Below are 24,126 nucleotides of genomic sequence, written 5' to 3'. Positions count from 1 at the left end.
GCCAGTCATGGGTTTTGCACTGTCCGAGATGCAGCTGTCGAGTTCCGCGTTCGGCCCCGGCCAGCCGATCCCCAAACGCCATAGCGGGGAGGGCGAGGACACCTCGCCGGCGCTGCAGTGGCACGGCGTGCCGCAGGGTACCCAGTCGCTGGCGGTGATCTGCCACGACCCGGATGCGCCGCTGATCCAGCCGGGCACTTATGGCTTTGTGCACTGGGTGCTGTACAACCTGCCGCCGGATCTGGATGGCCTGTCCGAGGCAACCGATCTGGGCGCGACGGGCCAGACGGATTTTGGTCGCACCGGCTATGGCGGGCCGATGCCGCCCGAGGGCCACGGCAAGCATCACTACTTCTTCTGGCTGCTGGCGTTGGACGCCGACCTGCAGCTACCGCCGGGGTTGACCCTGTGGCAGTTCCTGGAACACGCCGAGCCCCACGTGATCGGCATGAATCGCCTGGTGGGTACCTATCAGCGGGGCTGAGGCCTTGTAGGAATGTCTTGTGGGAGCCGGCTCGCCGGCGAAGCCCCTTCCAGAGTCGGAAGCGGGCAGGGGCATTCGCGTGCAAGCACGCTCCCACAGGGGCCCTATCCTGCTTGTGACGGTTCGGTCTTGACCGGGTGGGGCGGCGGGCGCACGATATGTACCACTTTATGTACGTTTCGGGTAACTGGCGATGACGACGCTGACCGCTACCGAGGCCCGCAAGGGTCTGTTTGACCTGATCAAGGGCGTGAACGAACAGCACGCGATCTACCACATCCGGCATCGCAACGGCGATGCGGTGCTGATGTCGGAAGACGAGTACGCCAGCCTGATCGAGACCCTGGAACTGCTCTCGGAACCCGGCTTTCGGCAGGAATTCGAGCAGGGCCGCCGCGAGGCGGATGAGGGCGATACGCTGGGATTCGAGGAGGTGTTCGGGGAGAAGCAGTGACCTGGACTATTCGGTTCACCCGTCAAGCCGAGAAGGACTTGCGGCGTCTGACGCCGAAGCTGCGTGACAAGGTGAAGCAGATCCTGCGCAACCGGGTGGCGGTCGACCCGTACTGTGGCAAGGCGCTGGTTGGTGATCTGCGCGGATACTACTCCCTGAGGATCAGCTACAAGGACCGTCTGCTGTACACGATTCGGGACGAGCAGTTATTGGTGATCGTGATCCGGGCGCGTACGCATTACGGCGAATAGCCTTGTAGGAATTTCTTGTGGGAGCCGGCTCGGCGGCGAAGCCCTGCCAGAGTCGGGCGCGGGCAAGGGCATTCGCGTGCAAGCACGCTCCCACGGGGGCAGGGGAGCTGAAGTCGTCCACAAAAAAGCCCGGGCCGAGCGAACTCGGACCGGGCCTTTTGCGTTCCCGGGCGGGTGCCCGGGGCGGCGTGAGGTCGCTTAGTAGCGGTAGCCGAAGGCCTTTTCGAACTTGTCGGCGAACTCGTCGGCGGTGAAGTGGTGGTTCTGGGTGCCGGAGTGGGCGATCTTGATCGAGCCGATCAGCGAGGCGATGCGGCCGGTGGTCTCCCAGTCGTAGCCCTTTTCCAGGCCGAACAGGATGCCGGCGCGGTAGGAGTCGCCACAGCCGGTCGGGTCCTTGATTGCGGCCGGCTCGACCGACGGGATGGTGATCTTCTTGCCGCCGGTGTAGATGTCGGAGCCGTCGCCGCCACGGGTGACGATCATCGCGTCGACCATCTCCGCCAGCTGCTCCATGCTCATGCCGGTGCGATCGGCGGTCAGCTGCGCCTCGTAGTCGTTGAACGCGGCATAGGTGGCGTTCTCCATGAAGCGCTTCAGGTCGTCGCCGTCGAACATCGGCAGACCCTGGCCCGGGTCGAACATGAACGGGATGCCGGCGTCGGCGAACTGCTGGGCGTGCTCGATCATGCCGTCACGGCCGTCCGGGGAGACGATACCGACCTTGATGCCGTCGGCGTCGGTCACCTTCTGCTGGTGCGAGAAGCCCATCGCGCCCGGGTGGAAGGCGGTGATCTGGTTGTCGTCCTGGTCGGTGGTGATGAAGGCCTGACCGGTGTAGGTGTCCCGCAGCTCCTTTACGAACTTGCGCGAGATACCGTGCTTGTCCATCCAGTCGGCGTAGGGGGCGAAGTCGCCTCCCACGGTGGCCATCACGGTCGGGTCCGCGCCCAGCAGCTTCATGTTGTAGGCGATGTTGCCGGCGCAGCCGCCGAACTCGCGACGCATGTCCGGGACCAGGAAAGACACGTTCAGCATGTGCACCTTGTCCGGGAGGATGTGGTTCTTGAAGCGGTCGGGGAACACCATGATGGTGTCGTAGGCCATGGACCCACAGATCAGAGCGGACATGTTGACTCCTTGCGTTGTTGAAACGGGTTGGCGTGGCGTCCGAAAAAGACGGCACAGCGGCCTGGCGGCGCGCGATTTCGGGGTTCGCTGCGCGCCCGCAACAGGCCGGACGGTGCGCATAGGGTAAATATTTGGGCGCAAAACAACAAATCGGGTACTCGCGCGACGTCGTTCGTACCACCGTCATCGCGAGTCGCGAAGCTCTCGCTCCCGTCATTGCGAGGAGCCGAAGGCGACGTGGCAATCGGCCAAAGTTGTCTGTACGCAGGAACAGGCGGCTTCGGATGGAGATCGCCACGTCGCTTCGCGACTCGCGATGACGGGAGCGGGGCAGCGCCGTGACGGGGGCTTTGTGGCAGCATGGAGCTATTGCCGCGAGCGAGGGCCTGTCCGATGAAACCACGCGTACTGATCCCGATCCTGATCATCCTGCTGTTGCTGCTGAGCCTGTGGTCCATGAGCCTGGACGGCGAGGGCGGCATCCTGCCAAGCGCGCCCGAGCCGGGGGCCGCGGCGCTGCCGACCACGCACGTGGTGGCCGCCCCCGCATGAGCGCCTCCCCGGCCCCCGTGGCCACACGGGAGGTGATCTTCCGTGCGGCGGGGGTGACCAAGGTCTACCGCATGGGCGAGGTGACCATTCACGCCCTGCGCGGGGTGGACCTGGAGCTGTACACCGGCGAGCTGGTGGTGATGCTGGGGGCCTCGGGCTCCGGCAAGTCGACGCTCCTGAACATCATGGGCGGGCTGGATACCGCGACCGAGGGCGAGGTGCGCTACCGCGACCAGGACCTGGCGCAGGCCTCCGAGCGCACGCTGACGACCTTTCGCCGTGACCATGTCGGCTTCGTGTTCCAGTTCTACAACCTGATCGCCAGCCTGACCGCACGCGAGAACGTGGCGATCGTCACCGAGATCTCGCGCGACCCGATGCCACCGGAGGAGGCGTTGGCGCTGGTCGGGCTGGAGGACCGCATGGACCACTTCCCCTCCCAGCTCTCCGGCGGCGAGCAGCAGCGCGTGGCCATCGCCCGCGCGATCGCCAAGCAACCGGCGGTGTTGCTGTGCGACGAGCCGACCGGTGCGCTGGACTCGAAGACCGGCATCCGCGTGCTGGAGGCCTTGCAGCACATCAACGAGCGCCTGGACACGACGGTGGCGATCATCACCCACAACGCGGTGATCGGCGAGATGGCGGACCGGGTGATCCACCTGAGCGATGGGCGCGTGAGCGAGATCCACGAAAATGCCACGCGCCAGTCCCCGGCCGAGCTCCACTGGTAGCGACCGCGGCCGACCATGCGCGCCCTGAACCGCAAGATCCTGCGTGATCTCGGTCACCTGAAGGGACAGGCGGCGGCGATCGCGCTGGTGATCGCCAGCGGCGTGATGACGCTGGTGATCGCAGTCACCAGCCTCGACGCCCTGACCATCACCAAGGACCGTTTCTATTCCGAATACCAGTTCGCCGACGTGTTCGCGGAGATCACGCGCGCGCCGGACAGCGCGGTGGAACGCTTTCGGGATACGCCGGGGATCAACCAGATCGAGACCCGGGTGCGGGCCCCGGTGCGCCTGGAGGTCGCCGATTTTGACGATCCCATCCGGGGCACCGTGCTCTCCATACCCGACGGAGGCGAGCCACTGCTGAACCGGCTCTACCTGCGCGAGGGGCGGCTGCCGGAGGCCGGTCGCGAGCGCGAGGCGGTCGTCAGCGAGGCCTTCGCGGAGGCCCACGAGCTGCGGGCCGGCGACTCCCTGCGCGCGATTATCGACGGGCGCCTGACCGATCTGCAGATCAGCGGCATCGCGCTGTCGCCGGAGTTTGTCTATCAGATCAGCCCCACCGACCTGCTGCCGGACTACGAGCGCTACGGCATCCTGTGGATGAACCGCCGCGCGCTGGCCGCCGCCTACGGCATGGAGGGAGCATTCAACTCGGTGGCCGTGAGCCTGGAGGCAGGCGCGGATCCGGCCCCCGTGATCGAGGCGATGGACCGGGAACTGGCGCGCTACGGCGGCATGGGGGCCTATGGCCGCGACGACCAGTTCTCGCATCGTTTTCTGTCCGAGGAGCTGACCCAGCTTCGGGCGCAGGCGGCGATCCTGCCGACCATCTTCCTGGCTGTCGCGGCCTTCCTGCTGAATGTTGTCGTCGGCCGCATCATCCGTTCCCAGCGCGAGCCGATCGCCGTGCTCAAGGCCTTCGGCTACGGCAACGGCGCGATCGCCGGGCACTATGCCCTGCTGACCGGCGGCATCGTGCTGGTGGGCTGTGCGCTGGGGCTCGCATTCGGGGCCTGGGCCGCGCAGGGGCTGGCCGGGATCTACGCAGAATACTTCCGTTTCCCGGAGATGAGCTTTCGCCTGCAGGGCTGGGTGATGGTGCTGGCCGTGGGCGTGGCCATGGGCGCGGCCATGCTCGGCACCTTCCGCGCGGTCTGGCAGGCGGTGCGCATGCAACCGGCCGAGGCCATGCGCCCGCCGGCCCCGGAGCGTTTTCACCGCGGCTGGCTGGAGCGCTCGGCGGCCTGGGGCGCGTTCGACCAGCCGACCCGGATCATCCTGCGCAACCTCGCGCGCCACCGGCTCAAGTCCGTGCTATCGGTGATCGGTATTGGTTTGTCCGGCGGGCTGCTGCTGATGGGCGCCTATCAGCTGAACGCGGTGAGCCAGATGCTGGACACGCAGTACGGGCAGGTCCTGCAGATGGACATCGACCTGCAGTTCACCGATCCCGTGCCGGCGCGCGCGGCCGGCGAGCTGCGCCACGAGCCGGGCGTACTGGCGGTGGAGACCTTCCGAGCGGTACCGGTGCGGCTGATCGGAGTGAACCGCGAGGAGCGCGTGCGCCTGCTGGGCCTGGATGCCGAGCCGCGCCTGCGTCAGTTGCCGATGGGCGGCGGGCGCGGCCGACTACCGGACGAGGGCATCCTGCTGACGGATTATCTGGCCGAACAGCTCGGGCTGCGCGTGGGTGACCCGGTGGAGGTGGAGATCCTCGAGGGCCGCCGCCGCACGGTCGCGGTGCCGCTGGCCGGTGTGGTGGAGGAGCCGATCGGTGTCGGCGCCTATATGTATCGCCCGGCGCTGAACCGCCTGATCGGCGAGGGCCCTGCGGTCTCCGGCGCCTGGTTGCTGACCGACCGCGCACAGGAGGAGGCGCTGTTCCGCAGCCTGTCCGACCGCCCCCGGGTCGCCAGCGTCGGCCTGATCGCGGAGGCCGAGCGCAACATCCGCGAGTACATCGGCGAGACGATTATCGTGTTCGCAATGGTATTCGTCGCCCTGGCCGTGTCCATCGCCTTTGCCGTGACCTACAACAACGCCCGCATCACCTATGCCGAGCGCGCCCGCGACCTCGCCACGCTGGAGGTGCTGGGCTACTCGCGCGGCCAGGTCAGCTGGATCCTGCTCGGCGAGATCGCGGTGCTGACCCTCGCCGCGATCCCGGTCGCCTGGCTGACCGGCACGGGCTTCGCCTGGCTGCTGAACCAGGCTTTTGCGATGGATCTGTTCCGCGTGCCGCTGGTGATCACGCCGCAGGCCTACGGTTTCGCCGCCCTCGGCATCCTGGTCGCGGCCAGTCTGACCGCCTTCCTTGCGTGGCGGCGCCTGCAGCAGCTCGACCGCGTACAGGCCCTGAAGGCGGCGGAGTAGCGGTCGCTATTGCCCGCCTCTTTGTGGCTGGCCCTGGTTCGGCATCCGGTGTTTACGTGGCTTCGGTCCACATACTGCCCGGCGCTGACTCGCCAGCGCGCCCCGAGGCACTTTCTTGCTTGCCCAAGAAAGTGCCCAAAGAAGGGCACCCGGATTTCGCCCGGGAACCTCGCTCCGGACGCGCTGGGCCGGCGGCGCTGAACTCGCTGCGCCTTCGGCTCCGCTCAGACATCCAGCGCCTTCTTCCGGCCCATCACGCCCTCCGCGAGGGGCTCCATACGGGAGGGGAAGGTCAAAACCGAACGTATCCCCACCTTTACGCCTAACGATAGGCAACGCCATCCGAAAGCCCCCGGCGCCCGCTAGCGTGCCCAAGATGTGCGAAGACCTAGCCTTCATCCACTGGCTAGACCGTCGGGATGGCCGTTGTCTTGACCTTGACCCCCGTTGTCGTCGCGCCGAGTGGAGAGGGTTTTCGCGGGATCAGAGGCGCTGGATGTCTGAGCGGAGCCGCAGGCGTAGCGAGTTCAGCGCCGCCCGCGAAAACCCTCGGAGCGAGGGAAACCCCGGACCGCGCAGCGGGCCGGGGTCGCGGCAGTCGGGCGTGTTTCTTGGGTACTTCTTTGCACGAGCAAAGAAGTACCTCGCGGCGCGCTGGCGAGTCAGCGCCGGGCAGTATGTGGACCGAAGGCACCGTAAACACCGGAGGACGAACCAGGACCAGCCTCACAACGGTTGAGATGAACGGTAAGTCAGGTGATAACCGATATGCGTCCAGCGCGATCTGCGCCACACCGGGTGATGGGGAAGCGCTGGATGGCGGGATTTGCGAGACTGACGCTATGGCGATGAAAAAGCGAATTACGGTTGGGCTGATCGTGCTGGCGGGGGTGGCCGCGCTGGTATGGGCGCTGCGCCCGCAGCCGGTACCGGTGTCGCTGACCACGGTCGAGGCCGGCCCGTTCGAGGAGACCGTACGCGAGGAAGGCCGTACGCGCCTGCGCGACACCTTCACCGTGTCGGCGCCGATCGCCGGCTTCCTGCATCGCGTCGAGATGGAGGAAGGGGACGCGGTCGCGCTCGGCGATACATTGTTCCGCATGGAGCCCCTGCCGACCCCGGCACTGGATGTGCGCTCGCGCGAACAGGCACGCGAGAACCTCGCCGCTGCGCGGTCGCGCCTGCAAAGCGCCGAGGCGAATCTCGAGAATCTGCGGGCCGAGGCTCGCTTCGCCGAATCCGAGTACCGCCGGCACCAGGAGCTGTTCGAGCGCGGGGCGGTCTCGGCCACCGAGGTGGAGCGTATGGAGACCGCGCGTGACCGCGCGCGCTCGGCGGTGCGCGCCGGCGAGTCCGCGGTAGAGGTCGCGCGCAGCGAGATCGAGGGGGCCCGGATCGTGCTGGAGATCGCCAGCGGCCAGATGCCGGAATCCGAGGCCGAGACCCTGTCCGTGCGCTCGCCAGCCACGGGTGTGGTGCTGGAGCGCCATCGCTGCTGCGAGGGCACGATCGGGGCCGGCGAGCCGGTGCTGGTCGTGGGCGATCTCGATGATCTCGAGGTGCAGGTGGATCTGCTGTCCATGGACGCGGTGCGCGTGGTGCCGGGCATGCGCGTGCGCCTGACCGACTGGGGCCGCGATGCCGAACTGGAGGGCACCGTACGCCGGGTACAACCGTTCGGCTTTACCAAGATCTCTGCGCTGGGCGTGGACGAGCAGCGCGTGCCGGTGATCGTCGACCTCGACGCGGTGGAGGCCCGCATGGCCGGGCTGGCAGTGGGCTACCGCGTGGAGGCCGAGTTCCTGCTGTGGGAAGGGGATGAGGTGCTGCAGGTCCCGACCAGTGCGCTGTTCCGGGACCGCGGCGAGTGGTCGGTGTTCGTGGTCGAGGACGGCCGTGCCGAGCCGCGCCGGGTCGAGGTGGGGCGTCGCTCGGGCTTCGCCACGCAGATCCTCGAGGGCCTGGAGGCGGGCGAGCGTGTCGTCACCCGCCCGGGGGACCGGGTGCGGGCCGGCACGCGGGTTACCGAGAACTGACCGCTGTAGATGGCCACAGAGTTGAATGAGGCGCCGCAGGCCCGGGCGCTGGAAGATCTGCTAACCCCCCTGGATGCCGCGCTGCAGACGCGCGGTGCCGCCGTGCTGGTGGCCGAACCCGGTGCCGGCAAGACCACCCGCGTCCCGCTGCATCTGGCCGCCTCCAGCCCCGAGGATCGCGTGATCGTGCTGCAGCCGCGCCGGCTGGCCGCCCGCATGGCGGCGACCTACATGGCCGGGCAGCTCGGTGAAGCGGCCGGGCAGACGGTCGGCTACCGCGTGCGCGACGAGCAGAAGGTCTCGGATCGCACCCGGGTGGAGCTGGTCACCGATGGCCTGTTCCTGCGGCGCATCCAGGGCGACCCGCTGCTGGAAGGTGTCGGCACCGTGGTCTTCGACGAATTCCACCTGCGCCGGCCCGAGGCCGAGCTGGCGCTGGCCTTTGCCTTGCAGGTGCGTCGGCTGCTGCGCCCGGAGCTGCGCATCGTGGTGATGTCGGCGACCCTCGACGACGAGGCCGTGGCGCGGCTGCTGGCCGGTCCGGAGGGGGATGCCGTGCCGGTGCTGCGCGCGCGCGGGCGGCAGTTTCCGGTCGAGGTCCGTTATGTCCCGACGGCGAAGGATGCGCCGCTGGCCGACGGCGTGGCGCAGGCGGTGCGGGACGCGCTGGCGGCGGAGACGGGCTCGATCCTGGTCTTCCTGCCCGGCGAGCGCGAGATCCGCGAGGTGGCCACGCGGCTGGGCGAGGAGATGGATACCCCTGCCGGCCCGGCGCAGATCGCGCCGCTGTTCGGCCGGCTGCCGGCGCAGGAGCAGGCCCGGGCCGTGCGCCCGGCGCCCGCGGGCGAGCGCAAGGTGGTGCTGGCGACCGACATCGCCGAGACCAGCCTGACCATCGAGGGCGTGCGCGTGGTGATCGACGCGGGGCTCTCCCGCGAGCCGCGCTTCGATGCGGCGACCGGGCTCTCGCGGCTGGTGACGCTCCCGGCCTCGAAGGCCGCCGCCGAACAGCGGGCCGGGCGTGCCGGTCGCACCGAGCCCGGCGTAGCGATCCGCCTGTGGTCGCGGGTCGACGAGGTCGCGCGCCCGGACTACGCGACCCCGGGGATGCAGCAGGTGGACCTGCTGCCGTTGGCCCTGGAGCTGGCCGGCTGGGGCGAGGCGGTGGCCGAGCTCGACTGGCTGGAGCCGCCGCCCGCGCAGGGCTTGGCCTCCGCGCAGGCCGTACTCGCGGAACTGGGTGCGGTGGATGCCGACGGGCGGATGACCGGGCACGGCCGTGCCCTGCTGCGCCTGCCGACGCACCCGCGCCTGGCCCACATGCTGTTGCGGGGCCGGGAGCGGGGGCTTGCGCGCCTGGCCTGCGAACTGGCGGTGGCCGTGGAAGAACCGGGTGTGGCCGGGCCGGAGGCGCCGCTGGAGCTGGGTGCGCGCCTGGAGCACGCGCGGCGCTCGGGTAGCCGGGTCTGGCAATCCGGCCTGCGGCGTCTGGAACAGGCGCTGGCACGAGTCGGGGAGCGCCCCGCGGGTACGGAGGCGGCACTGGACGAAAGCACGGCGCTGGGCGTGCTGGCGGCGCTGGCCTGGCCGGAGCGTATCGCGCGTCGCCGCGGCGAGGTGGCCGGGCGCTTCGTGATGGGGAACGGCCGCGGCGCGTGGCTGCCGGAGCGCGAGCGTCTGGCGCATGCCGACTACCTGGTCGCGGTGGATTGCACGGATGCCGACCGCGAGGCCCGCATCCGCGGTGCGGTGATGCTGGACCTGGCGGCACTGGAGCAGGAGGCCCCGGAGCTCTTCCACCGCGAGATGCGCTGCGACTGGGTGGAGGATGGCTCGCGGCTGGAAAACGCGCGGGTTCGGCGGATCGGCACGCTGGTGGTGGAGCGGCAGATGGTCGCGCTGGACGATCCCGCCGCCACCATCCCGCGCTGGTGCGAGCGGCTGCGCCGCGAGGGCCTTGCGCTGCTGCCCTGGGATGACGCGGCGACCCAGCTGCGCGCGCGCATCCAGCTGCTGCACGAAACCCTGCCCGCGGCCGGTTTTCCGGAACTGCGCGACGCCGCGCTGCTGATGACCCTCGAGGACTGGCTGGGGCCGTATCTGGCCGGGATCACGCGGCGCCGGGACCTGGAGCGGCTGGATCTGGCGGCGACCCTGCGCGCGCGACTGGACTGGGACCACCAGCAGCAACTGGAGCGGGAGGCACCGGCGCGCATCGAGGTCCCTTCCGGCTCCGCCCGCCGGATTGATTACACGCAGGACCCGCCGGTGCTGGCGGTGAAGCTGCAGGAGCTGTTCGGCCTGGGCGAGACGCCCCGGGTCGCGGGCGGCCGCGTGGCGCTGGTGCTGCACCTGCTGTCGCCGGCGCGGCGTCCGGTGCAGGTCACCCAGGATCTCGCCAGCTTCTGGGAGAATGGCTATCCGGAGGTGCGCCGTGAACTGAAGGGGCGTTATCCGAAACACCCCTGGCCGGAGGATCCGTGGAATGCTCCAGCGACGCGACATGCGAAGCGGCGTGGGTAGCCGGCCCGGGATTGGCGGGGGCTTCGCCTGCAAGCAGGCTCCCTCAAGCGTTCTGCCCGCCAGGGTTGCGGGGCAAAGGCGCGGCCGTCATCAGAGAATGCGGAGGGTGGCGTTCTCGGGTAGTGTCGCGTTCAGTGCTGTCCGACGAGGAAGCGAACCGCGATGCTGAAGTTCCTGACCGTGATCCTGATCCTGCTGTTTGTCTGGTGGCGGGTGTCGCGCTGGATGGATGTGCGCCGCCGCCGCGCGCAGGGGGAGGATGTGTCCTACCAGGTGGACGTCAAGGGGTTTCGGCCGATCACGGTGCTCAGCATCATCTTTCTGATCCTCTACGGCGGCTACGTGATCTGGTTTGCCCTGACCGAGTGGGCGGATCTGCTGTAGCGGCGGACTGGTCGAGGGACCGTTACTCGATACCGAGTTTCTTCAGGCGGTAGCGCAGCTGGCGGAAGCTGAGGCCGAGCAGGCGCGCGGCGGCTGTACGGTTGCCGCCGGTCTGTTGCAGTGCGGTGGCGATGGCCTGGCGCTCCTGCGCGGCGAGCTGGTCGTCCAGTGCGCGGTCGGCCTCGTTGCGGGCGCTGTGGTCGGGGTCAGGCGGGCTGTCCGGGGCGCGGTCCATGACGGGTTCGGTGCCCAGGCCAGTGGCGGGAAGGTCGATGTTGTCGGCGTGGATCAGCCGACCCTCGCACAGGGTGGCGGCGCGCTCCAGGATGTTCTCCAGTTCGCGGACGTTGCCCGGGAAGCCGTGCCCCTGCAGGGCCGCGAGGGCATCGGGGGCCAGTTCCAGATCGCCGGTCTCCCACTGCTCGCTGATGCGCCGCAGGATACGCGCGGCCAGGCGCTCGATGTCCTCGCGGCGGTTGCGCAGTGGGGGGGCCTTCAGCTCGATCACGTTCAGTCGGTAGTAGAGGTCCTGGCGAAAGCGCCCCTCGCGTACGGCCTTCTCGAGATCGTGATGGGTGGCGCTGAGGATGCGCACGTCCACCGGGATCTCGCGGGTGCCGCCGACCGGCTTGATCGCTCGCTCCTGGATGGCGCGCAGCAGCTTGACCTGCATCGGCAGTGGCAGGTCGGCAACCTCGTCGAGGAACAGCGTGCCGCCGTCGGCGGACTGGAACAGGCCGGTGTGGTCCTGGGTTGCCCCGGTAAAGGCGCCCTTGCGGTGGCCGAAGAACTCGCTCTCCATCAGCTCGCCGGGGATGGCGCCGCAGTTGACCGGGACGAACGGCCGCTCGGCGCGCGGCCCGAGGCGATGGATCTCGCGCGCGACCAGTTCCTTGCCGGAGCCGGATTCGCCGGAGATGAACACCGGCGCCTGGCTGCGGGCCAGCTTGTGGATGGTGGCTCGCAGGCGCTGCATGGGTTCGGAATGGCCCAGCAGGGGACTGTCGTCGGGGCGGGCCGGCGTGGTCGCGTCATCGGGCCCTTCTTCCGGCCCGGAGCCACGGGTCTCCAGGCGCAGCGCGGCGTCGATCAGTTCGCGTAGCTGTTTCAGGTCCACCGGCTTGCTGACGAAGTCGAAGGCCCCCAGTTTCAGTGCCTGCACCGCCGTGTCCACGCTGCCGTGGGCGGTGATCACGGCCACCGGCAATTCCGGGCGTTCGCACTGGATGTGGCGGACCAGCTCGAGGCCGTCGCCATCGGGCAGGCGCATGTCGGTCAGGCAGAGGTCGAAGTCGCGTTCGGCGAGCAGGGCGCGGGCGGGTTCCAGGCGGGTGGCCGTGGTCGCTTCCAGGCCCATGCGTGCCAGGGTGATCTCGAGCAGTTCGCAGATGTCGGGCTCGTCGTCCACGACCAGCACGTGACGGATACTCATGCGCCTTGTTCCTTTGGCGATTCGTCTTCCAGGGGAGCGAACAGGATCCGGAAGCAGCCGCCGGTGGGCGTCCGGATGTACTCCAGCGAGGCCCCGTTGTTTTCGCACAGCATGCGCGAGATGTACAGGCCGAGCCCGGTTCCGCCGCTGCGACCGGAGACGAACGGTTCGAACAGGTCCTTTTCCTGTTCCGTGGAGATCCCGGGGCCGGCATCGATGACATCCAGGCTGACCACGCGGGCGACCTGGCCGGCGCCCCCGCGCAACACGATGGGCGGACTGTCGGGTTCGTCGTGACCGCCGTGGATGCGCGCGTTGGTGCACAGGTTCCACAGGATCTGGTTGAGCTGCGAGCGATCGAACTGGATTTCGGAGTCGCCCGGTTCCACCCGGGCATGCAGGGTGGAGCGGGGCAGTTGCAGGGCCCCGCAGAACTCCTCGGCAAAGCGGTCCAGGGTCTCCTGCAGGTTCAGGCGTTCGCGCTCGCCGGTGTCCCGGCGTGACAGGCTGAGGACATTGGAGATCAGTTCGTTTACGCGCTTGCTCTGGTTGTTGATGATGTCGAGCAGACGCTGGTCGTGAGGCGCGAGGTCCGGTGACTCGCCAAGCAGCTGAGCGCTGTGGCTGATCGCACCGAGCGGGTTGCGGATCTCGTGGGCGATGCTGGCGGTCAGCCGGCCCAGGGCTTGAAGCTTGCTGGCCTGGGCCTGGCGCTGGAGCTCGGCGGCATCCTCCAGGATCAGCAGCGTGCCCTGATCGCCGCGGTCGCCCAGCGGGGCCAGGCGGATGCGCAGGGCCGGCTGGTCGCGATCGCCCGGCAACTGCTGGCTGGTACTGGGCCTGCCGCTGCGCTGCCACTCGCGGATGACGCGGGCCACCGAGGGCGACAGCGACGTCAGGTGGCGCCCCGGCCGTGGCGGCAGGAGGCGGCGGGCGGCCTCGTTGATGGAACGGATGTAGCCATCCGGGTCCACCGCGATGACCCCGGCACCCATGCGCGCGATGATCTGGGCATTCAGCTCGGCCAGATTCGCCAGGTCGGCCTCCTGGCGTTCCACCTGGGCGCGCGTCTCGCCGGCCCGGCGGGCGAAGTGGCGTGCCAGTAGGCCGGCCGCGAACAGGGTGGCGCCCAGCAGCCCGGCCTGGGTAATGGCGCTCTCGCCGGGGTGGAGTAGCAGCAGGGCGCTGACCGTCTCGGCCAGCAGCAGCGCGAGGCTGGCGATGGCCGCCAGACTCAGGGCGAAGCGCGCGCCGGAGAGCAGTACCGCGGCGACCAGGGCCGGGACCAGCAGGAGGCCGATCCCGGTGCCGACCCCACCGGAGACGAGCAGCAGCCCGATCAGGCCGATGCCGTCCCCGGCGCCGCCGATCAGGGCGATGCGGCTGAGGCTGGTGGTGTTCGGGTTGCGGGTGCAACGCCGGGCAAAGCCGGCCGCGGCCAGCGCGAAGGCGAGGTAGGCCGTGGCGATCACCACATAGAACTGGGGGGCGACCGCATGCAGTCCCAGCGGGGTATCCGGGAACAGGCCCAGCAGCAGCAGAACCGCTGCGACAAAGACCCGGTAGAGCGCGAACAGCCAGGCGGAGCGTCGGGTGTCGGCGTCGATCGGCGTGTGCGCCCCATTCTGGCCGTCCATGCGCGCGGGGATCAGTCGTCTTCGCTGTGGGTGTCGGCGTCCGAGCGGCTGCGGTCGACCTCGGCGTGCTGGCGCGAGCAGTACAGGCGGTCCCCGTCGCGGTAGGCCTCGGCCTCCGGAACGTGCACGCCGCAGAAGGCGCAGCGGATCACCGCGCCACCTTCCTTGAGGCGTTCGGGGCGTTCCCCGCGGGAGACCTGCTTGCGGTTGCTGCTGGAGCGCACCAGGGTGCGCACCGCGAGGAACACGGCGACGATGGCAACGATCAGGAGCAGCAGGCGCATGACCGGATTCTAGGGGAAACGCTGGTCAATGTGCACATTGATCAGCGTTTCCCTGACGCGATGATGGTCGCGGACCATCGGACCGGCCAGCTCGCGCTCCCGTAAGGGTCAGCCGGTGTTGCGCATGCCGGCGGCGATGGCGTTGATCGAGCGCAGCAGGGGCGACAGCCAGGGATTGTCGGCGTCGTCTCCGGCCTCGGCGTCGAACTCGCGGGATTCGCGCAGCAGGTGGATCTGGATGCTGTTGAGCGGGTCCAGATACGGATTGCGCCGTTGCAGCGAGCGCGCCAGCAGGGGGGTCTCGTCCATCAGGGCGTCCAGCTGCGCGACCCGCAACACCTCGGTCACGGTGCGGCTGTGCTCGTCGCGCACCCGGGCATAGATGCGCTCGGCCAGTTCCGGGTCGCTGCACAGGCGGGCGTACTCGGCCGCGGTGCGCATATCGGCCTTGGTCAGCGCCATCTGGCAGTTGGACAGCAGCGAGCGGAAGAACGGCCACTCCTGGTACATGCGCTGGAGCTGGGCAAGGCGCTCGGGATCGTCGCCACGCCAGCGCTCCAGCGCGGTGCCGATGCCGTACCAGGCGGGCAGGGTGTGGCGCGCCTGGGCCCAGCCGAAGACCCAGGGGATCGCCCGGATCGAGCTCTTGGAACGATCGGTCTTGCGCCGGTGCGAGGGGCGCGAGCCGATGTTCAGGAAGCCGATCTCCTGCACCGGGGTGATCTCGTAGAAGTAGTCGAGTACGCCGTCGGTGCGGTCGATCAGCTCGCGATAGGCATCCTCGCCGCATTGCGCGAGATCCTGCATGGTGGCGCGGTAGTCGTCGCGATCCTGGCGCGGTGGCCGGATCAGGCTGCGCGAGGCGAGCATGACACCGGTGGCGCCCATACCCAGCTCATAGACCGCGGTCTCCACGTTGGAGTACTTGTACGACAGCACCTCGCCCTGTTCGGTGAACTTGATGCGCCCCTGCACGGTGGCCGGGGGCTGGGCGAGGATGGACTCATGGGTCGGGCCGCCGCCACGGCCGACGGTGCCGCCGCGGCCATGGAACAGCTGGCAGCGCACGCCAAAGCGGTCGGTGATGCCGACGATCTTCTTCTGCGCCTCGTAGAGGTTCCAGCTGGAGGCGAGGATGCCGCCGTCCTTGCAGGAATCCGAATAGCCGAGCATCACGTCCTGGATGTTGCCGGAGGCGGCCAGCAGGCGGGCGTAGACCGGGTTGGACAGCAGGCCCTCGAGGACGTCCTCGACATGCAGGAGGTCCTCGATGGTCTCGAACAGCGGCGAGATGCGCAGGTGGCAGAAGGGGTTGCCGTCTTCGTTGTCTCCGGCCAGCCCCGCGAGGCGCCCCAGCAGCAGGACCTCCAGCACATGCGAGGCCGCGTGGGTCATGGAGATCACGTAGGTCCCGATGCCATCCGGGCCGACCTCGCGGCGCATGCCCTGGATGACCTCGAACACGCGCAGGGTTTCGCGGGTGCCTTCGCCCAGGGCGTCGCGGTCCAGTTCCGGCAACTGTTCGGCGGCGATCAGGTCGCTCAGGGCCTGCTGGCGGCCGGTCTCGTCCAGGGCGGCGTAGTCGGTGTCCGGGGCCAGCTGGCCGAGGATCTCGGCGATCGCGTCGGTATGCACGGTGGATTCCTGGCGCACGTCCAGGTGGTGCAGGTGGAAGCCGAAGGTCTCGACCAGGCGGATCAGATCGGTCAGCGCGCCGCTGGCGATATTGCGGTCGCCGTGGCTGATCAGCGAGTCGCGGATCAGCTTCAGGTCGCTCAGGAAGGCCTGGGCGTCGGCATAGGCGCTGTTGGTCGGAAGCACCGCGGCCTCGCCATGTACCCGCCGGACCACCGTGTCCAGGGTTTCGCGCAGGCGATACCGCATGATGTAGAGCTTGCGCCGGTAGGGCTCGCTCTCGAAGCGGTCGGAGGCCCCCTGGAACACCGCGTTCGCGATGTTGGCGTCGGAGTCCAGGCTGTCGAGGAAGGCCTGCGACGGCTGGCACATGAACGACGAGTGGGTCAGCACGTTGCGCAGGTGGTTGACCCGCTTGATGTATTCGCGCAGGACCTGCTCCATCGCCAGGCGACAGGACAGTTCGGTGACCTCGGGGGTCACGTTCGGGTTGCCGTCGCGGTCCCCGCCGATCCAGGAACCGAAGTGCAGGAAGGCCGGGATCCGCACCGGCAGGCTGCCGTCCGGGTGGACGCCGTAGATGCGGCGGATGGCCTTTTCCAGGAAGCGGTAGGACTGCGGGATGGCCTCGAACAGGCTCTCCTCGAAGTAGAACAGACCGTACTTGATCTCGTCCTGGACCTGCGGCTTCTTTACCCGTACCTCGTTGGTGCGCCAGAGGATCTGGATCTGGGTTTCCAGTTCCTCGGTGATGAGGCGGCGTTCCTCCTCGCCCAGACCGGGCTGGTTCAGCCGATCGGCGGTCTCGAACACGCGGCGCTGGTTCTCCATCGTAGTCCGGCGACGGGCCTCGGTGGGGTGGGCGGTGAAGACCGGCTGGTAGTGCAGTTCGCTGAGCAGCCGTTCCAGCTCCTCGGCGGTGACCCCCTCGTCATGCAGCTGGCGCAGGGTCTGGTCGAAGGAGCCGGTCCACAGCGGTTCGCCGCTGGAGACCTGGGCCCGGCGCCAGCGGTAGAACAGGTCTTCCTCGGCAATGTTGACCAGGCTGAAGTAGATGCTGAAGGCGCGGATCACGCGCTCGGTGAGCGCGGCGTCGAAGTGGGTAATGTCCGCCATCAGCTGGCGGCGCAGGTCCGGGTCCTCGTTCTTGCGCAGGCTGACAAAGCCGCGGCGCAGCTTTTCGACCGCGTCGAATACCGCCTGGCCTTCCAGCTTGTGGATCACGTTGCCCAGGAGTTCCCCGAACAGCCGCACGCGGGCGCGCAGTTCCTTGTCCTTGGGCAGGAATCGGTCGTGTTGATCGCTTCGAGTCATATCGGGCCTGTGCGCGCAGGACGACGATCGCCGCTGCCTGGGCTTGCCGGTTGGGGTCGGGAGGTCGCGAAAAGGACGCGATTATAGCGCAGATGCGGCCTTCGCACGCCGGCTGCGGCGCGGGAGCTGTTCGCGGTACAGGGCGAGATAGGCGTCGGCGCTCGCGTTCCAGCCAAAGTCGCGGGCCATGCCGGTGCGCATCAGTTGTTCCCAGCGGCCGTCGCCGCGGGCGGCGTACAGCCCCAGGGCGCGCTCCAGCGCGCCGCCGAGGGCGGCCACGCTGTCCGGCGAGAAGCTGAATCCCGTGGCCGTGCCGGCGTCCAGATGATCGGGTGTGGCGTCGACCACGGTGTCCGCCAGGCCCCCGGTCGCGTGGACCACCGGCGGGGTGCCGTAGCGCAGGCTGTAGAGCTGGTTGAGACCGCAGGGCTCGAAGCGCGAGGGCATCAGGAACAGGTCGGCGCCGGCCTCGATCTGGTGGGCCAGGGGCTCGTCATAGCCGATGTGCACCCCGACCCGGCCGGGATAGGTGCGCGCCAGGGCGCCGGTGGCGTGTTCCAGGTCCTTCTGGCCGGAGCCGACCAGGGCCAGCTGGATGCGCCCGGCCTCCAGCAGCGGGGTGCAGGCGGCATGCAGCAGGTCTACCCCTTTCTGCTCGACCATGCGGCCGACGTGGCCCAGCAGCGGGATGTCCGGGTCCGGTTCCAGGCCCAGGCGGGTCTGTAGCGCGGCCTTGGTGGCGGCCTTGCCGGCGAGGTCGTCGGCGCTGTAGCGCGCGGCGATATGGCGGTCGCGGGCCGGGTCCCAGTCGCGGTAGTCGACCCCGTTGAGGATGCCGTGCAGGTCCGCGGCGCGGGCGCGCAGCACGCCGTCCAGGCCCATGCCGGAGGCTGGCTCCTGGATCTCGCGGGCATAGGTCGGCGAGACCGTGGTAATGGCGTCGGCAAAGACCAGGGCCGCCTTCATGAACGACAGCTGGTCGTGAAACTCCAGCGCCTCCGGGTGCCACAGGTCCGCGGGCAGGTTCAGCTCCTGCAGGGTGCTGGCCGGGAACAGGCCCTGGTAGGCCAGGTTGTGAATGGTGAATACGGTCCGCGGGCGCTCGATGCCGGTGCGCTCCGGGTCCAGCAGCAGCGGCACCAGGCCGGTCTGCCAGTCGTTCAGGTGGATGAGCTCCGGGGTCCAGTCCAGCCCGGCCTCGTCGCGCGCGAGGGCGACGATGGCGCGGGCGAAACCGGCGAAGCGCTGGGCGTTGTCCGGCCAGTCCATGCCGTTGCTGGCGCTGTACGGATTGCCGGCGCGCTGGAAGTACTCCGGCCAGTCGATCAGGTAGACCGGCACGCGAGTGCCGGGCAGGCGGCCCTCGAGGAGCTGCCACGGGGCGTTGTCCGGACCCGGGCGCGGGGTGGCATCCACCAGGTTGCGGCAGGCCTCGGGATAACCGGGCAGGACCAGGCGCACATCCTGGCGTCGGCGGCGCAGGGCGGCGGGCAGGCTGGCACTTACATCGGCGAGCCCGCCGGTCTTGACCAGGCTGTAGGCCTCGCTGCTGGCGAACAGGATGCGCATGAAGAGTTCCCCGGGAACGGAACCGGCGGCGCCGGATGGTTTCTATGGATTGTAACGCAGGGGACCGGGCGGCACTCTGGGGAACAGGACAAGCGGGGGCATGGAATGACGACAGGACGGGATACGGGGATGGAGAGTGCCCTGCGGGTCGAGGCCCGCCGGCTGGAGGGCGAGACCTTGCGCGATCTGTTCGCGCGCGATCCCGACCGGGTGCAGCGGGATGTGCAGGAAATCGCCGGCATGCGCCTGGACTGGACGCGTCAGCGCCTGGACGCCCCGGCCTGGGATGCGCTCTTCGAGCGGGCCGCGGCCTGCGAGGTGCCGGAGGCGCTGCGCGCGCTGTTCGCCGGCGAACGGGTCAACACCACCGAGGGCCGGGCGGCGCTGCATACCGCCCTGCGTCTGCCGCGCGAGGCGCGCTGCGAGGTGGATGGCCACGATGTCGTGCCCCAGGTGCATGCCCAGCTGGACCGGGTCGAGGCCTTCGTGCAACAGGTCCACGACGGTACCCACCGGGGCTACAGTGGACGTCCGATCCAGCGGGTGGTGAACATTGGCATCGGCGGTTCCGACCTCGGGCCGCGCATGGTTTGCCGGGCGCTGGCGCCGCATGCGCGGGCGACGGCCGAAGGCGCGCCGCTGGCGGTCCAGTTCGTCTCCAACGTGGACGGCGCGGCCCTCTCCGCCGTGCTGCGCGAGGCCGATCCGGAGACCACGCTGTTCATCGTCGCCTCCAAGACCTTCGGCACCCAGGAGACCCTGACCAACGCCCGCGCGGCCCGCGCCTGGCTGCTGCGCCATGCACCGGACGACTCGGCCGTGGCGCGCCACTTCGTGGCGGTGTCCACCGCGCGCGAGCGGGTGACCGAATTCGGCATCGACCCGGACAACATGTTCGGTTTCTGGGACTGGGTCGGTGGGCGCTACTCCGTGTGGTCCACCATCGGGCTGCCGGTGGCACTGCTGCTGGGCATGGATGGCTTTCGTGCCTTCCTCGGCGGCGCGCACGCTATGGACGAGCACGTCCGGCGCGCGCCGATCGCCGGCAACGCGGCGGTGCGCATGGCGCTGGTGGATCTGTGGAACCAGAATCTGCTGGGCGCGCAGTCGCGCGCAGTGCTGCCCTACGACGAACGCCTCTCGCTGCTGCCCCCGTACCTGCAGCAGGCGGAGATGGAGAGCCTGGGCAAGCGCGTGGGGCTGGACGGCCAGGTGGTGACGGACGATACCGGCGCGGTGGTCTGGGGCGCGGTGGGGACCGACGGCCAGCATGCCTTCTTCCAGCTGCTGCATCAGGGCACGCGCTTCATCCCGGCCGAGTTCATCGGCGTGGCGCGCCCCGAGCACGACCTGCCGGCGCAGCATCCGTTGTTGATGGCCAACCTGGTCGCGCAGGCGGAGGCGCTGGCGACGGGCAAGGACGAGGGCGCGGTGCGCGCGGAGATGGCGGCGGCAGGACAGTCGCCGGAGGTGATCGACGCCCTGGCGCCGCACCGGAGCTTCCCCGGCAACCGGCCGAGCACGCTGATCCTGCTGGAACGCCTGGACCCGGCCACGCTGGGCGCGCTGATCGCGCTGTTCGAGCACAAGATCTACGTGCTGGCCACGCTGTGGGGCATCAACGCCTTCGACCAGTGGGGGGTGGAGCTGGGCAAGCAGTTGGCCGGCCAGATCCTCGCGGATCTGGAGCCGGGGGCGACACCCGCCGCACATGACCCGGCGACCACCGCCACGCTCGACTGGTTGCGCCCGCGGTTACCGCAGCGGGACTGATCCACGTCCGTTCCGGCTTGGCTCAGACGGTCAGGGCGTCGTCGGACTCCTCGATAGCGGGGACGTCCGTGGGCAGGGTGATCGTCCGGGTGTCGCCGTCCAGCCAGAAGCGAATCTCGGCCTCCGCGCCATCGGCGGTAGCCGAGACCGCCTCGAGGAAGTCCATCGGGGTGGCGGGCACGCGGCCGTTCACTTCCAGGATCAGGGCCCCGTGGCTCAGTCCCGCGGTGGCGGCCCGCCCGGTCGCGCGGCTGACCAGAACGCCGGGTTCGTCGGGCAGTTGCAGGGCCTCGCGCAGGTCGTCGCGGGCCTCGACTACGGTGATGCCCAGGGCGGTGACGACCTCGTCCTCGCCCGGCGGCGTGTAGTCGAAGGGCACCTCCGCCTCGAGGATCTCCGGGGCGACGTGGATCGCCGCCCCGCTGCGAACGGCCAGGGCGAGCGCGTCGCTGGGGCGGGTGTCGATCATCCGCGGCTCGTCGTCGCCGGCCACACGCACCTCCAGCCAGCCGAGATAGGTGCCGTTTTCCAGGCCGTCGACGATCACCCGCTCCAGGCGGGCGTTCAGTTGCTCCAGCAGGTCGATCATCAGATCGTGGGTCTGCGGGCGCGACAGCGGGACCTCGTGCATCGCGAGCAGGATCGCGCGGGCCTGATCGGTGCCGATCACGATGGGGACCACCTCGCCGGAGGCCGGGTGGCGCAGCAATGCGATGGGGGCGCCGGAGTTGGCGTCCACCCCGACGGTGGCCAGCTCGACCGGCAGCAGGCGATCCGGATCAGTGGCCATCTCTCGCGCCAGGGCATCGCCGGCCAGAGCCAGCAGCAGGACGAGTACGACGGGCAGGGATAATCGCGAGCGGGGCATCGGCAGGGTGCCTGGGAAAAGGTGTCTCCCGATCATGGCAGTGCGCTCGCGAGGCGTCCAGAATACCCGGCCTGCTTTTCCGGATGGATGGATACGATGGCCAGTGACAAGCCCTATGCCCCGGCGGCGGAACAGAACCGCGCGCCGATCCTGGAGGTGCTGCGCGAGCGCTTTCTCGCCCACGGTCGGGTGCTGGAGATTGGCGCCGGAACGGGGCAGCACGCGGTGCACTTCGCCGCGGCGCTTCCCCACCTGGACTGGCATCCCAGTGATGTGGCCGAGAATCTGCCCGGTGTAGAGGCCTGGCGGCGCGATGCCGCCGTGCCCAACCTGCGGCCGGCACGGCCACTGGACGTGCTGCGGGACCCCTGGCCGGAGGGGCCGTTCGAATACGTCTACAGCGCCAACACTGTGCACATCATGCACTGGCCGGCGGTCGAGGCGCTGTTCGCCGGCGTGGCACGGGTGCTGGCGCCGGACGGGTTGTTCGCCCTGTATGGCCCGTTCGCCCACGACGGGGCCCACACCGCCGAATCCAACGCGCGCTTCGACCAGATGCTGCGGGCGCAGGACCCGGGCATGGGCGTGCGCGACCGCGCCCACCTGGACGCGCTCGCCACCGCCGCCGGTCTCGCACCCGAGGCGGTCATTGACCTCCCCGCCAACAACCAGATCCTCCTCTGGCGCAGGACGTAGCTCTTTCAGGGCGTGGCTATCACGAAGCACACGAAGGCACGAAGAAATTCAAAGTCGGATTGACCACGGAGTGCACAGAGACCACGGAGAAATCCGAAAGGCTTCAAGGGGAGGGGCAATGGAATGATCCGTTGAGATCAGATCGGGACCAGGAACTGCTTCCCGCTTGCTCCGGAACAGCCTGCCATCCCGTTGAGCTGAAATAGGGCGAGCGGCGATCAGGGTCAGCCGCCCGCCCTAGATGTCCCCTTTATCTCTCTGTGTCCTCCGTGACCTCTGTGGTAGACAGGCTCTTGACCTGGCTCTTCTTCGTGTCTTCGTGTGCTTCGTGGTGAATACAGGGGGGTCAGCAGTCGCCGATGCGTTGGCCGCGCGTTTCCATGCGCACGTTCATCGGGCCCATCGGGGTATCCATCTCGCTGGTCATTTCGCCCTCGGCGCGATCGCCCATGAAGCGCATGCTGCCCTCCATCTGCATCTGGCCGCCCTGCGGGTCGGTGCAGCTCATGGTGTAGTCCATGCGGTCGGCGGTCATGTCCATCTGGTCCAGCGTGCAGCCCTCCGGCGCCTCGATGATGTTCTCGCCGCGATCGATCTCTTCCTGGGTGACGCACTCGGTCGTGGTCTCGGTCTGGTCCGGCATCCCGGCCATGCCTTCCATGATCATGGTGTTCTGGTTCTCCCACAGGCCCGGCTGGATGTTCGGGGTGTCGGCCTGGGCGGCCAGCGGCAGGGCCACGAGGGGCAGGGCGGCGAAAAGGATGCGCAGCATGACAGTCTCCTGAAACGGGGTAAGGCGATCGTTCAATGGTGCCTGCCCCGCCATGACGGGGCAAACGCTGGTCTCCGCGACCGCGCACTGGCACCTTAAGGAAACATTGATCAGTGGTTCTACAAGGATTCACTCGGAGGGAACGCGATGGCATTGCCGTTGTGGCTGGTCGGGGGTGTCGGCGCGCTCGCGCTGGGGGGTGTGCTGTGGCAGGAGGGGCCGTTGCCGGGCTCGTCCGGCGGGCACGCGCACCTGGCCGCGCCGCGCTGCGAGGTGCCGGTCACCCTGCACCTGGCGGGCGTGGATCCGCGCTTCCGCCTGGAGCGCGACGCGGTGCAGACGGCCCTGGATGCGGCCGTCCGGATGTGGGACGGGCAGACGCCGGACGTGCTCTTCCGCCAGCGTGACGACGAGGGTATGCCGGTGCGGCTGGTGTTCGACGAGCGCCAGGCAGGAGCCGAGAGCCGGGACCGTGCCCGCGCGGAACTGGACCGCCTCCAGCGGGGGATCGCCGAGCGCGAGGAGCGCCTGGATCATCGCCACTCGGCGCTGGCGGCGGATGCCGCGGGCTATCAGCGTCATCTCGAGGATTTCCAGGCGCGCCAGCGTGAATACGAGCAGGCGGTGGCCGCCTGGAATGCCGGTCGCATGGCGCACAGCGCGGAGAACCGCGAACGTCTGGAGCGGCAGCGCCGGGCGCTGGACCGCGCCGGTGACGACCTCGATCAGCGCCGGCGCACGCTGGAACAGCGCCGTGACGAGCTCAACCGCGACATCCGGGCACTGGAGCGCGAGATCGATGGGTTCAACGATCGGGTCGCGGAGCTCAACCGCGAGATCGGTACGACCGGGGCCTTCGACATGGCGGTGTACGAGCAGCACGGGGCGCGGCGCTCGATCACCGTGTTCAAGGCGAGTGACGCCGATGAGTTGCGCCTGACGCTGGCGCACGAGCTGGGTCATGCCCTGGGGATCGATCACGTGGACGACCCGGCGGCCGTGATGCATGCGATGCTGGGGGAGGCCAATGCCGGACGGCGCGACCTGAGCGAGGCCGACCGCCGCGCGCTGGCGGCGGCCTGCGACGTGGAGCTTGCGCGGTGAGCGCCAGGGTCGGGCGAATGCCCGGCCCCGGTATCGGTGGCGGTACTAGGGAGACGCTGATTGAATCGCACGTCCGCGCTCAAGTCGCTTTTGCGTGCGAACAAGGCGCGGTAACTGCCG

20 protein-coding genes are annotated in these 24,126 nt (G+C 69.0%); 12 read left to right on the top strand and 8 right to left on the bottom strand.

Annotation, left to right across the window (positions count from 1 at the left end):
* Positions 1 to 7 precede the first annotated feature (7 nt).
* From D107_RS0108695 to D107_RS0108685, 3 genes are all read left to right on the top strand, one after another.
* Complete coding sequence (locus D107_RS0108695) at positions 8 to 484, top strand: YbhB/YbcL family Raf kinase inhibitor-like protein (protein WP_018878052.1); 477 nt, start codon at positions 8 to 10, stop codon at positions 482 to 484.
* 193 nt (positions 485 to 677) lie between these two features.
* Complete coding sequence (locus D107_RS0108690) at positions 678 to 938, top strand: type II toxin-antitoxin system Phd/YefM family antitoxin (RefSeq protein ID WP_018146344.1); 261 nt, start codon at positions 678 to 680, stop codon at positions 936 to 938.
* Positions 935 to 1,189: a type II toxin-antitoxin system mRNA interferase toxin, RelE/StbE family gene (locus tag D107_RS0108685; protein ID WP_017940358.1), complete on the top strand. Its 255-nt coding sequence runs from the start codon at positions 935 to 937 to the stop codon at positions 1,187 to 1,189. The genes D107_RS0108690 and D107_RS0108685 overlap by 4 nt, the downstream gene beginning before the upstream one ends.
* Before the next feature lie 198 nt (positions 1,190 to 1,387).
* Here the strand turns inward: D107_RS0108685 and D107_RS0108680 are convergent, their stop codons facing one another.
* Positions 1,388 to 2,320, bottom strand: a complete 933-nt coding sequence (locus D107_RS0108680) for a carbohydrate kinase family protein (RefSeq protein ID WP_018878051.1) — start codon at positions 2,318 to 2,320, stop codon at positions 1,388 to 1,390.
* A 393-nt stretch (positions 2,321 to 2,713) separates the two neighbouring features.
* Here D107_RS0108680 and D107_RS14120 point away from each other — a divergent pair, with 393 nt between their 5' ends.
* The 6 genes from D107_RS14120 (at position 2,714) to D107_RS0108650 (ending at position 10,922) form a co-directional block, all read left to right on the top strand.
* Positions 2,714 to 2,872, top strand: coding sequence for a hypothetical protein (locus D107_RS14120; RefSeq protein WP_018867950.1), 159 nt, complete (start codon positions 2,714 to 2,716; stop codon positions 2,870 to 2,872).
* The gene (locus D107_RS0108670; RefSeq protein WP_018879781.1) at positions 2,869 to 3,603 is read left to right on the top strand and encodes an ABC transporter ATP-binding protein; all 735 of its coding nucleotides are present in this window, start codon (positions 2,869 to 2,871) and stop codon (positions 3,601 to 3,603) included. The genes D107_RS14120 and D107_RS0108670 overlap by 4 nt, the downstream gene beginning before the upstream one ends.
* A gap of 15 nt (positions 3,604 to 3,618) precedes the next feature.
* Complete coding sequence (locus D107_RS0108665) at positions 3,619 to 5,979, top strand: ABC transporter permease (protein WP_018881271.1); 2,361 nt, start codon at positions 3,619 to 3,621, stop codon at positions 5,977 to 5,979.
* A gap of 842 nt (positions 5,980 to 6,821) precedes the next feature.
* On the top strand, positions 6,822 to 8,015 hold the full coding sequence (locus D107_RS0108660) for an efflux RND transporter periplasmic adaptor subunit (protein WP_018881270.1): 1,194 nt from the start codon (positions 6,822 to 6,824) through the stop codon (positions 8,013 to 8,015).
* 9 nt (positions 8,016 to 8,024) lie between these two features.
* Positions 8,025 to 10,538: an ATP-dependent helicase HrpB gene (hrpB, locus tag D107_RS0108655; RefSeq protein WP_018881269.1), complete on the top strand. Its 2,514-nt coding sequence runs from the start codon at positions 8,025 to 8,027 to the stop codon at positions 10,536 to 10,538.
* Between the two features lie 162 nt (positions 10,539 to 10,700).
* Positions 10,701 to 10,922, top strand: coding sequence for a hypothetical protein (locus D107_RS0108650; protein WP_018867901.1), 222 nt, complete (start codon positions 10,701 to 10,703; stop codon positions 10,920 to 10,922).
* Positions 10,923 to 10,944: 22 nt separating this feature from the next.
* On the opposite strand, the gene D107_RS0108645 is transcribed toward D107_RS0108650, so the two are convergent.
* From D107_RS0108645 to glgA, 5 genes are all read right to left on the bottom strand, one after another.
* On the bottom strand, positions 10,945 to 12,354 hold the full coding sequence (locus D107_RS0108645) for a sigma-54 dependent transcriptional regulator (protein WP_018881268.1): 1,410 nt from the start codon (positions 12,352 to 12,354) through the stop codon (positions 10,945 to 10,947).
* The gene (locus D107_RS0108640) at positions 12,351 to 13,991 is read right to left on the bottom strand and encodes a PAS domain-containing sensor histidine kinase (RefSeq protein ID WP_018881267.1); all 1,641 of its coding nucleotides are present in this window, start codon (positions 13,989 to 13,991) and stop codon (positions 12,351 to 12,353) included. The genes D107_RS0108645 and D107_RS0108640 overlap by 4 nt, the downstream gene beginning before the upstream one ends.
* Positions 13,992 to 14,002: 11 nt before the next feature.
* Complete coding sequence (locus D107_RS0108635; RefSeq protein WP_018867898.1) at positions 14,003 to 14,275, bottom strand: PP0621 family protein; 273 nt, start codon at positions 14,273 to 14,275, stop codon at positions 14,003 to 14,005.
* Positions 14,276 to 14,383: 108 nt separating this feature from the next.
* Positions 14,384 to 17,224, bottom strand: a complete 2,841-nt coding sequence (gene ppc / locus D107_RS0108630; protein ID WP_018867897.1) for a phosphoenolpyruvate carboxylase — start codon at positions 17,222 to 17,224, stop codon at positions 14,384 to 14,386.
* Positions 17,225 to 17,305: 81 nt separating this feature from the next.
* Complete coding sequence (gene glgA / locus D107_RS0108625; RefSeq protein ID WP_018881266.1) at positions 17,306 to 18,793, bottom strand: glycogen synthase GlgA; 1,488 nt, start codon at positions 18,791 to 18,793, stop codon at positions 17,306 to 17,308.
* 129 nt (positions 18,794 to 18,922) lie between these two features.
* Here glgA and pgi point away from each other — a divergent pair, with 129 nt between their 5' ends.
* On the top strand, positions 18,923 to 20,566 hold the full coding sequence (pgi, locus tag D107_RS0108620; protein ID WP_018881265.1) for a glucose-6-phosphate isomerase: 1,644 nt from the start codon (positions 18,923 to 18,925) through the stop codon (positions 20,564 to 20,566).
* Between the two features lie 22 nt (positions 20,567 to 20,588).
* Here the strand turns inward: pgi and D107_RS0108615 are convergent, their stop codons facing one another.
* On the bottom strand, positions 20,589 to 21,434 hold the full coding sequence (locus D107_RS0108615) for a bifunctional nuclease domain-containing protein (RefSeq protein WP_018881264.1): 846 nt from the start codon (positions 21,432 to 21,434) through the stop codon (positions 20,589 to 20,591).
* Positions 21,435 to 21,530: 96 nt separating this feature from the next.
* Between D107_RS0108615 and D107_RS0108610 the strand changes: the two genes are divergently transcribed.
* Positions 21,531 to 22,130 (top strand): DUF938 domain-containing protein, encoded by a 600-nt coding sequence (locus tag D107_RS0108610; RefSeq protein WP_018881263.1) that lies wholly within the window; start codon positions 21,531 to 21,533, stop codon positions 22,128 to 22,130.
* 346 nt (positions 22,131 to 22,476) lie between these two features.
* On the opposite strand, the gene D107_RS0108605 is transcribed toward D107_RS0108610, so the two are convergent.
* Entirely contained in the window at positions 22,477 to 22,902 is a 426-nt protein-coding gene (locus D107_RS0108605) for a DUF3617 domain-containing protein (protein ID WP_018881262.1), read from the bottom strand.
* 147 nt (positions 22,903 to 23,049) lie between these two features.
* Between D107_RS0108605 and D107_RS0108600 the strand changes: the two genes are divergently transcribed.
* On the top strand, positions 23,050 to 24,006 hold the full coding sequence (locus D107_RS0108600) for a matrixin family metalloprotease (protein ID WP_038035267.1): 957 nt from the start codon (positions 23,050 to 23,052) through the stop codon (positions 24,004 to 24,006).
* Positions 24,007 to 24,126 lie beyond the last annotated feature (120 nt).

The sequence above is a fragment of the Thioalkalivibrio sp. ALE30 genome (genome assembly GCF_000377465.1).
In the GTDB taxonomy this organism is placed as follows: Bacteria; Pseudomonadota; Gammaproteobacteria; order Ectothiorhodospirales; family Ectothiorhodospiraceae; genus Thioalkalivibrio.
The sequence above is the reverse complement of the archived record's forward strand: the minus strand, read 5'-3'. Positions and strand labels throughout refer to the sequence as shown.

Bases quoted from the DNA above. Each gene is read 5' to 3' on its own strand.
- D107_RS0108695 (WP_018878052.1), top strand. From the start codon at position 8: ATGGGTTTTGCACTGTCCGAGATGCAGCTGTCGAGTTCCGCGTTCGGC.
- D107_RS0108690 (WP_018146344.1), top strand. From the start codon at position 678: ATGACGACGCTGACCGCTACCGAGGCCCGCAAGGGTCTGTTTGACCTG.
- D107_RS0108680 (WP_018878051.1), bottom strand. From the start codon at position 2,320: ATGTCCGCTCTGATCTGTGGGTCCATGGCCTACGACACCATCATGGTG.
- D107_RS14120 (WP_018867950.1), top strand. From the start codon at position 2,714: ATGAAACCACGCGTACTGATCCCGATCCTGATCATCCTGCTGTTGCTG.
- D107_RS0108670 (WP_018879781.1), top strand. From the start codon at position 2,869: ATGAGCGCCTCCCCGGCCCCCGTGGCCACACGGGAGGTGATCTTCCGT.
- D107_RS0108665 (WP_018881271.1), top strand. From the start codon at position 3,619: ATGCGCGCCCTGAACCGCAAGATCCTGCGTGATCTCGGTCACCTGAAG.
- D107_RS0108660 (WP_018881270.1), top strand. From the start codon at position 6,822: ATGGCGATGAAAAAGCGAATTACGGTTGGGCTGATCGTGCTGGCGGGG.
- hrpB (WP_018881269.1), top strand. From the start codon at position 8,025: ATGGCCACAGAGTTGAATGAGGCGCCGCAGGCCCGGGCGCTGGAAGAT.
- D107_RS0108650 (WP_018867901.1), top strand. From the start codon at position 10,701: ATGCTGAAGTTCCTGACCGTGATCCTGATCCTGCTGTTTGTCTGGTGG.
- D107_RS0108645 (WP_018881268.1), bottom strand. From the start codon at position 12,354: ATGAGTATCCGTCACGTGCTGGTCGTGGACGACGAGCCCGACATCTGC.
- D107_RS0108640 (WP_018881267.1), bottom strand. From the start codon at position 13,991: ATGGACGGCCAGAATGGGGCGCACACGCCGATCGACGCCGACACCCGA.
- D107_RS0108635 (WP_018867898.1), bottom strand. From the start codon at position 14,275: ATGCGCCTGCTGCTCCTGATCGTTGCCATCGTCGCCGTGTTCCTCGCG.
- ppc (WP_018867897.1), bottom strand. From the start codon at position 17,224: ATGACTCGAAGCGATCAACACGACCGATTCCTGCCCAAGGACAAGGAA.
- glgA (WP_018881266.1), bottom strand. From the start codon at position 18,793: ATGCGCATCCTGTTCGCCAGCAGCGAGGCCTACAGCCTGGTCAAGACC.
- pgi (WP_018881265.1), top strand. From the start codon at position 18,923: ATGGAGAGTGCCCTGCGGGTCGAGGCCCGCCGGCTGGAGGGCGAGACC.
- D107_RS0108615 (WP_018881264.1), bottom strand. From the start codon at position 21,434: ATGCCCCGCTCGCGATTATCCCTGCCCGTCGTACTCGTCCTGCTGCTG.
- D107_RS0108610 (WP_018881263.1), top strand. From the start codon at position 21,531: ATGGCCAGTGACAAGCCCTATGCCCCGGCGGCGGAACAGAACCGCGCG.
- D107_RS0108605 (WP_018881262.1), bottom strand. From the start codon at position 22,902: ATGCTGCGCATCCTTTTCGCCGCCCTGCCCCTCGTGGCCCTGCCGCTG.
- D107_RS0108600 (WP_038035267.1), top strand. From the start codon at position 23,050: ATGGCATTGCCGTTGTGGCTGGTCGGGGGTGTCGGCGCGCTCGCGCTG.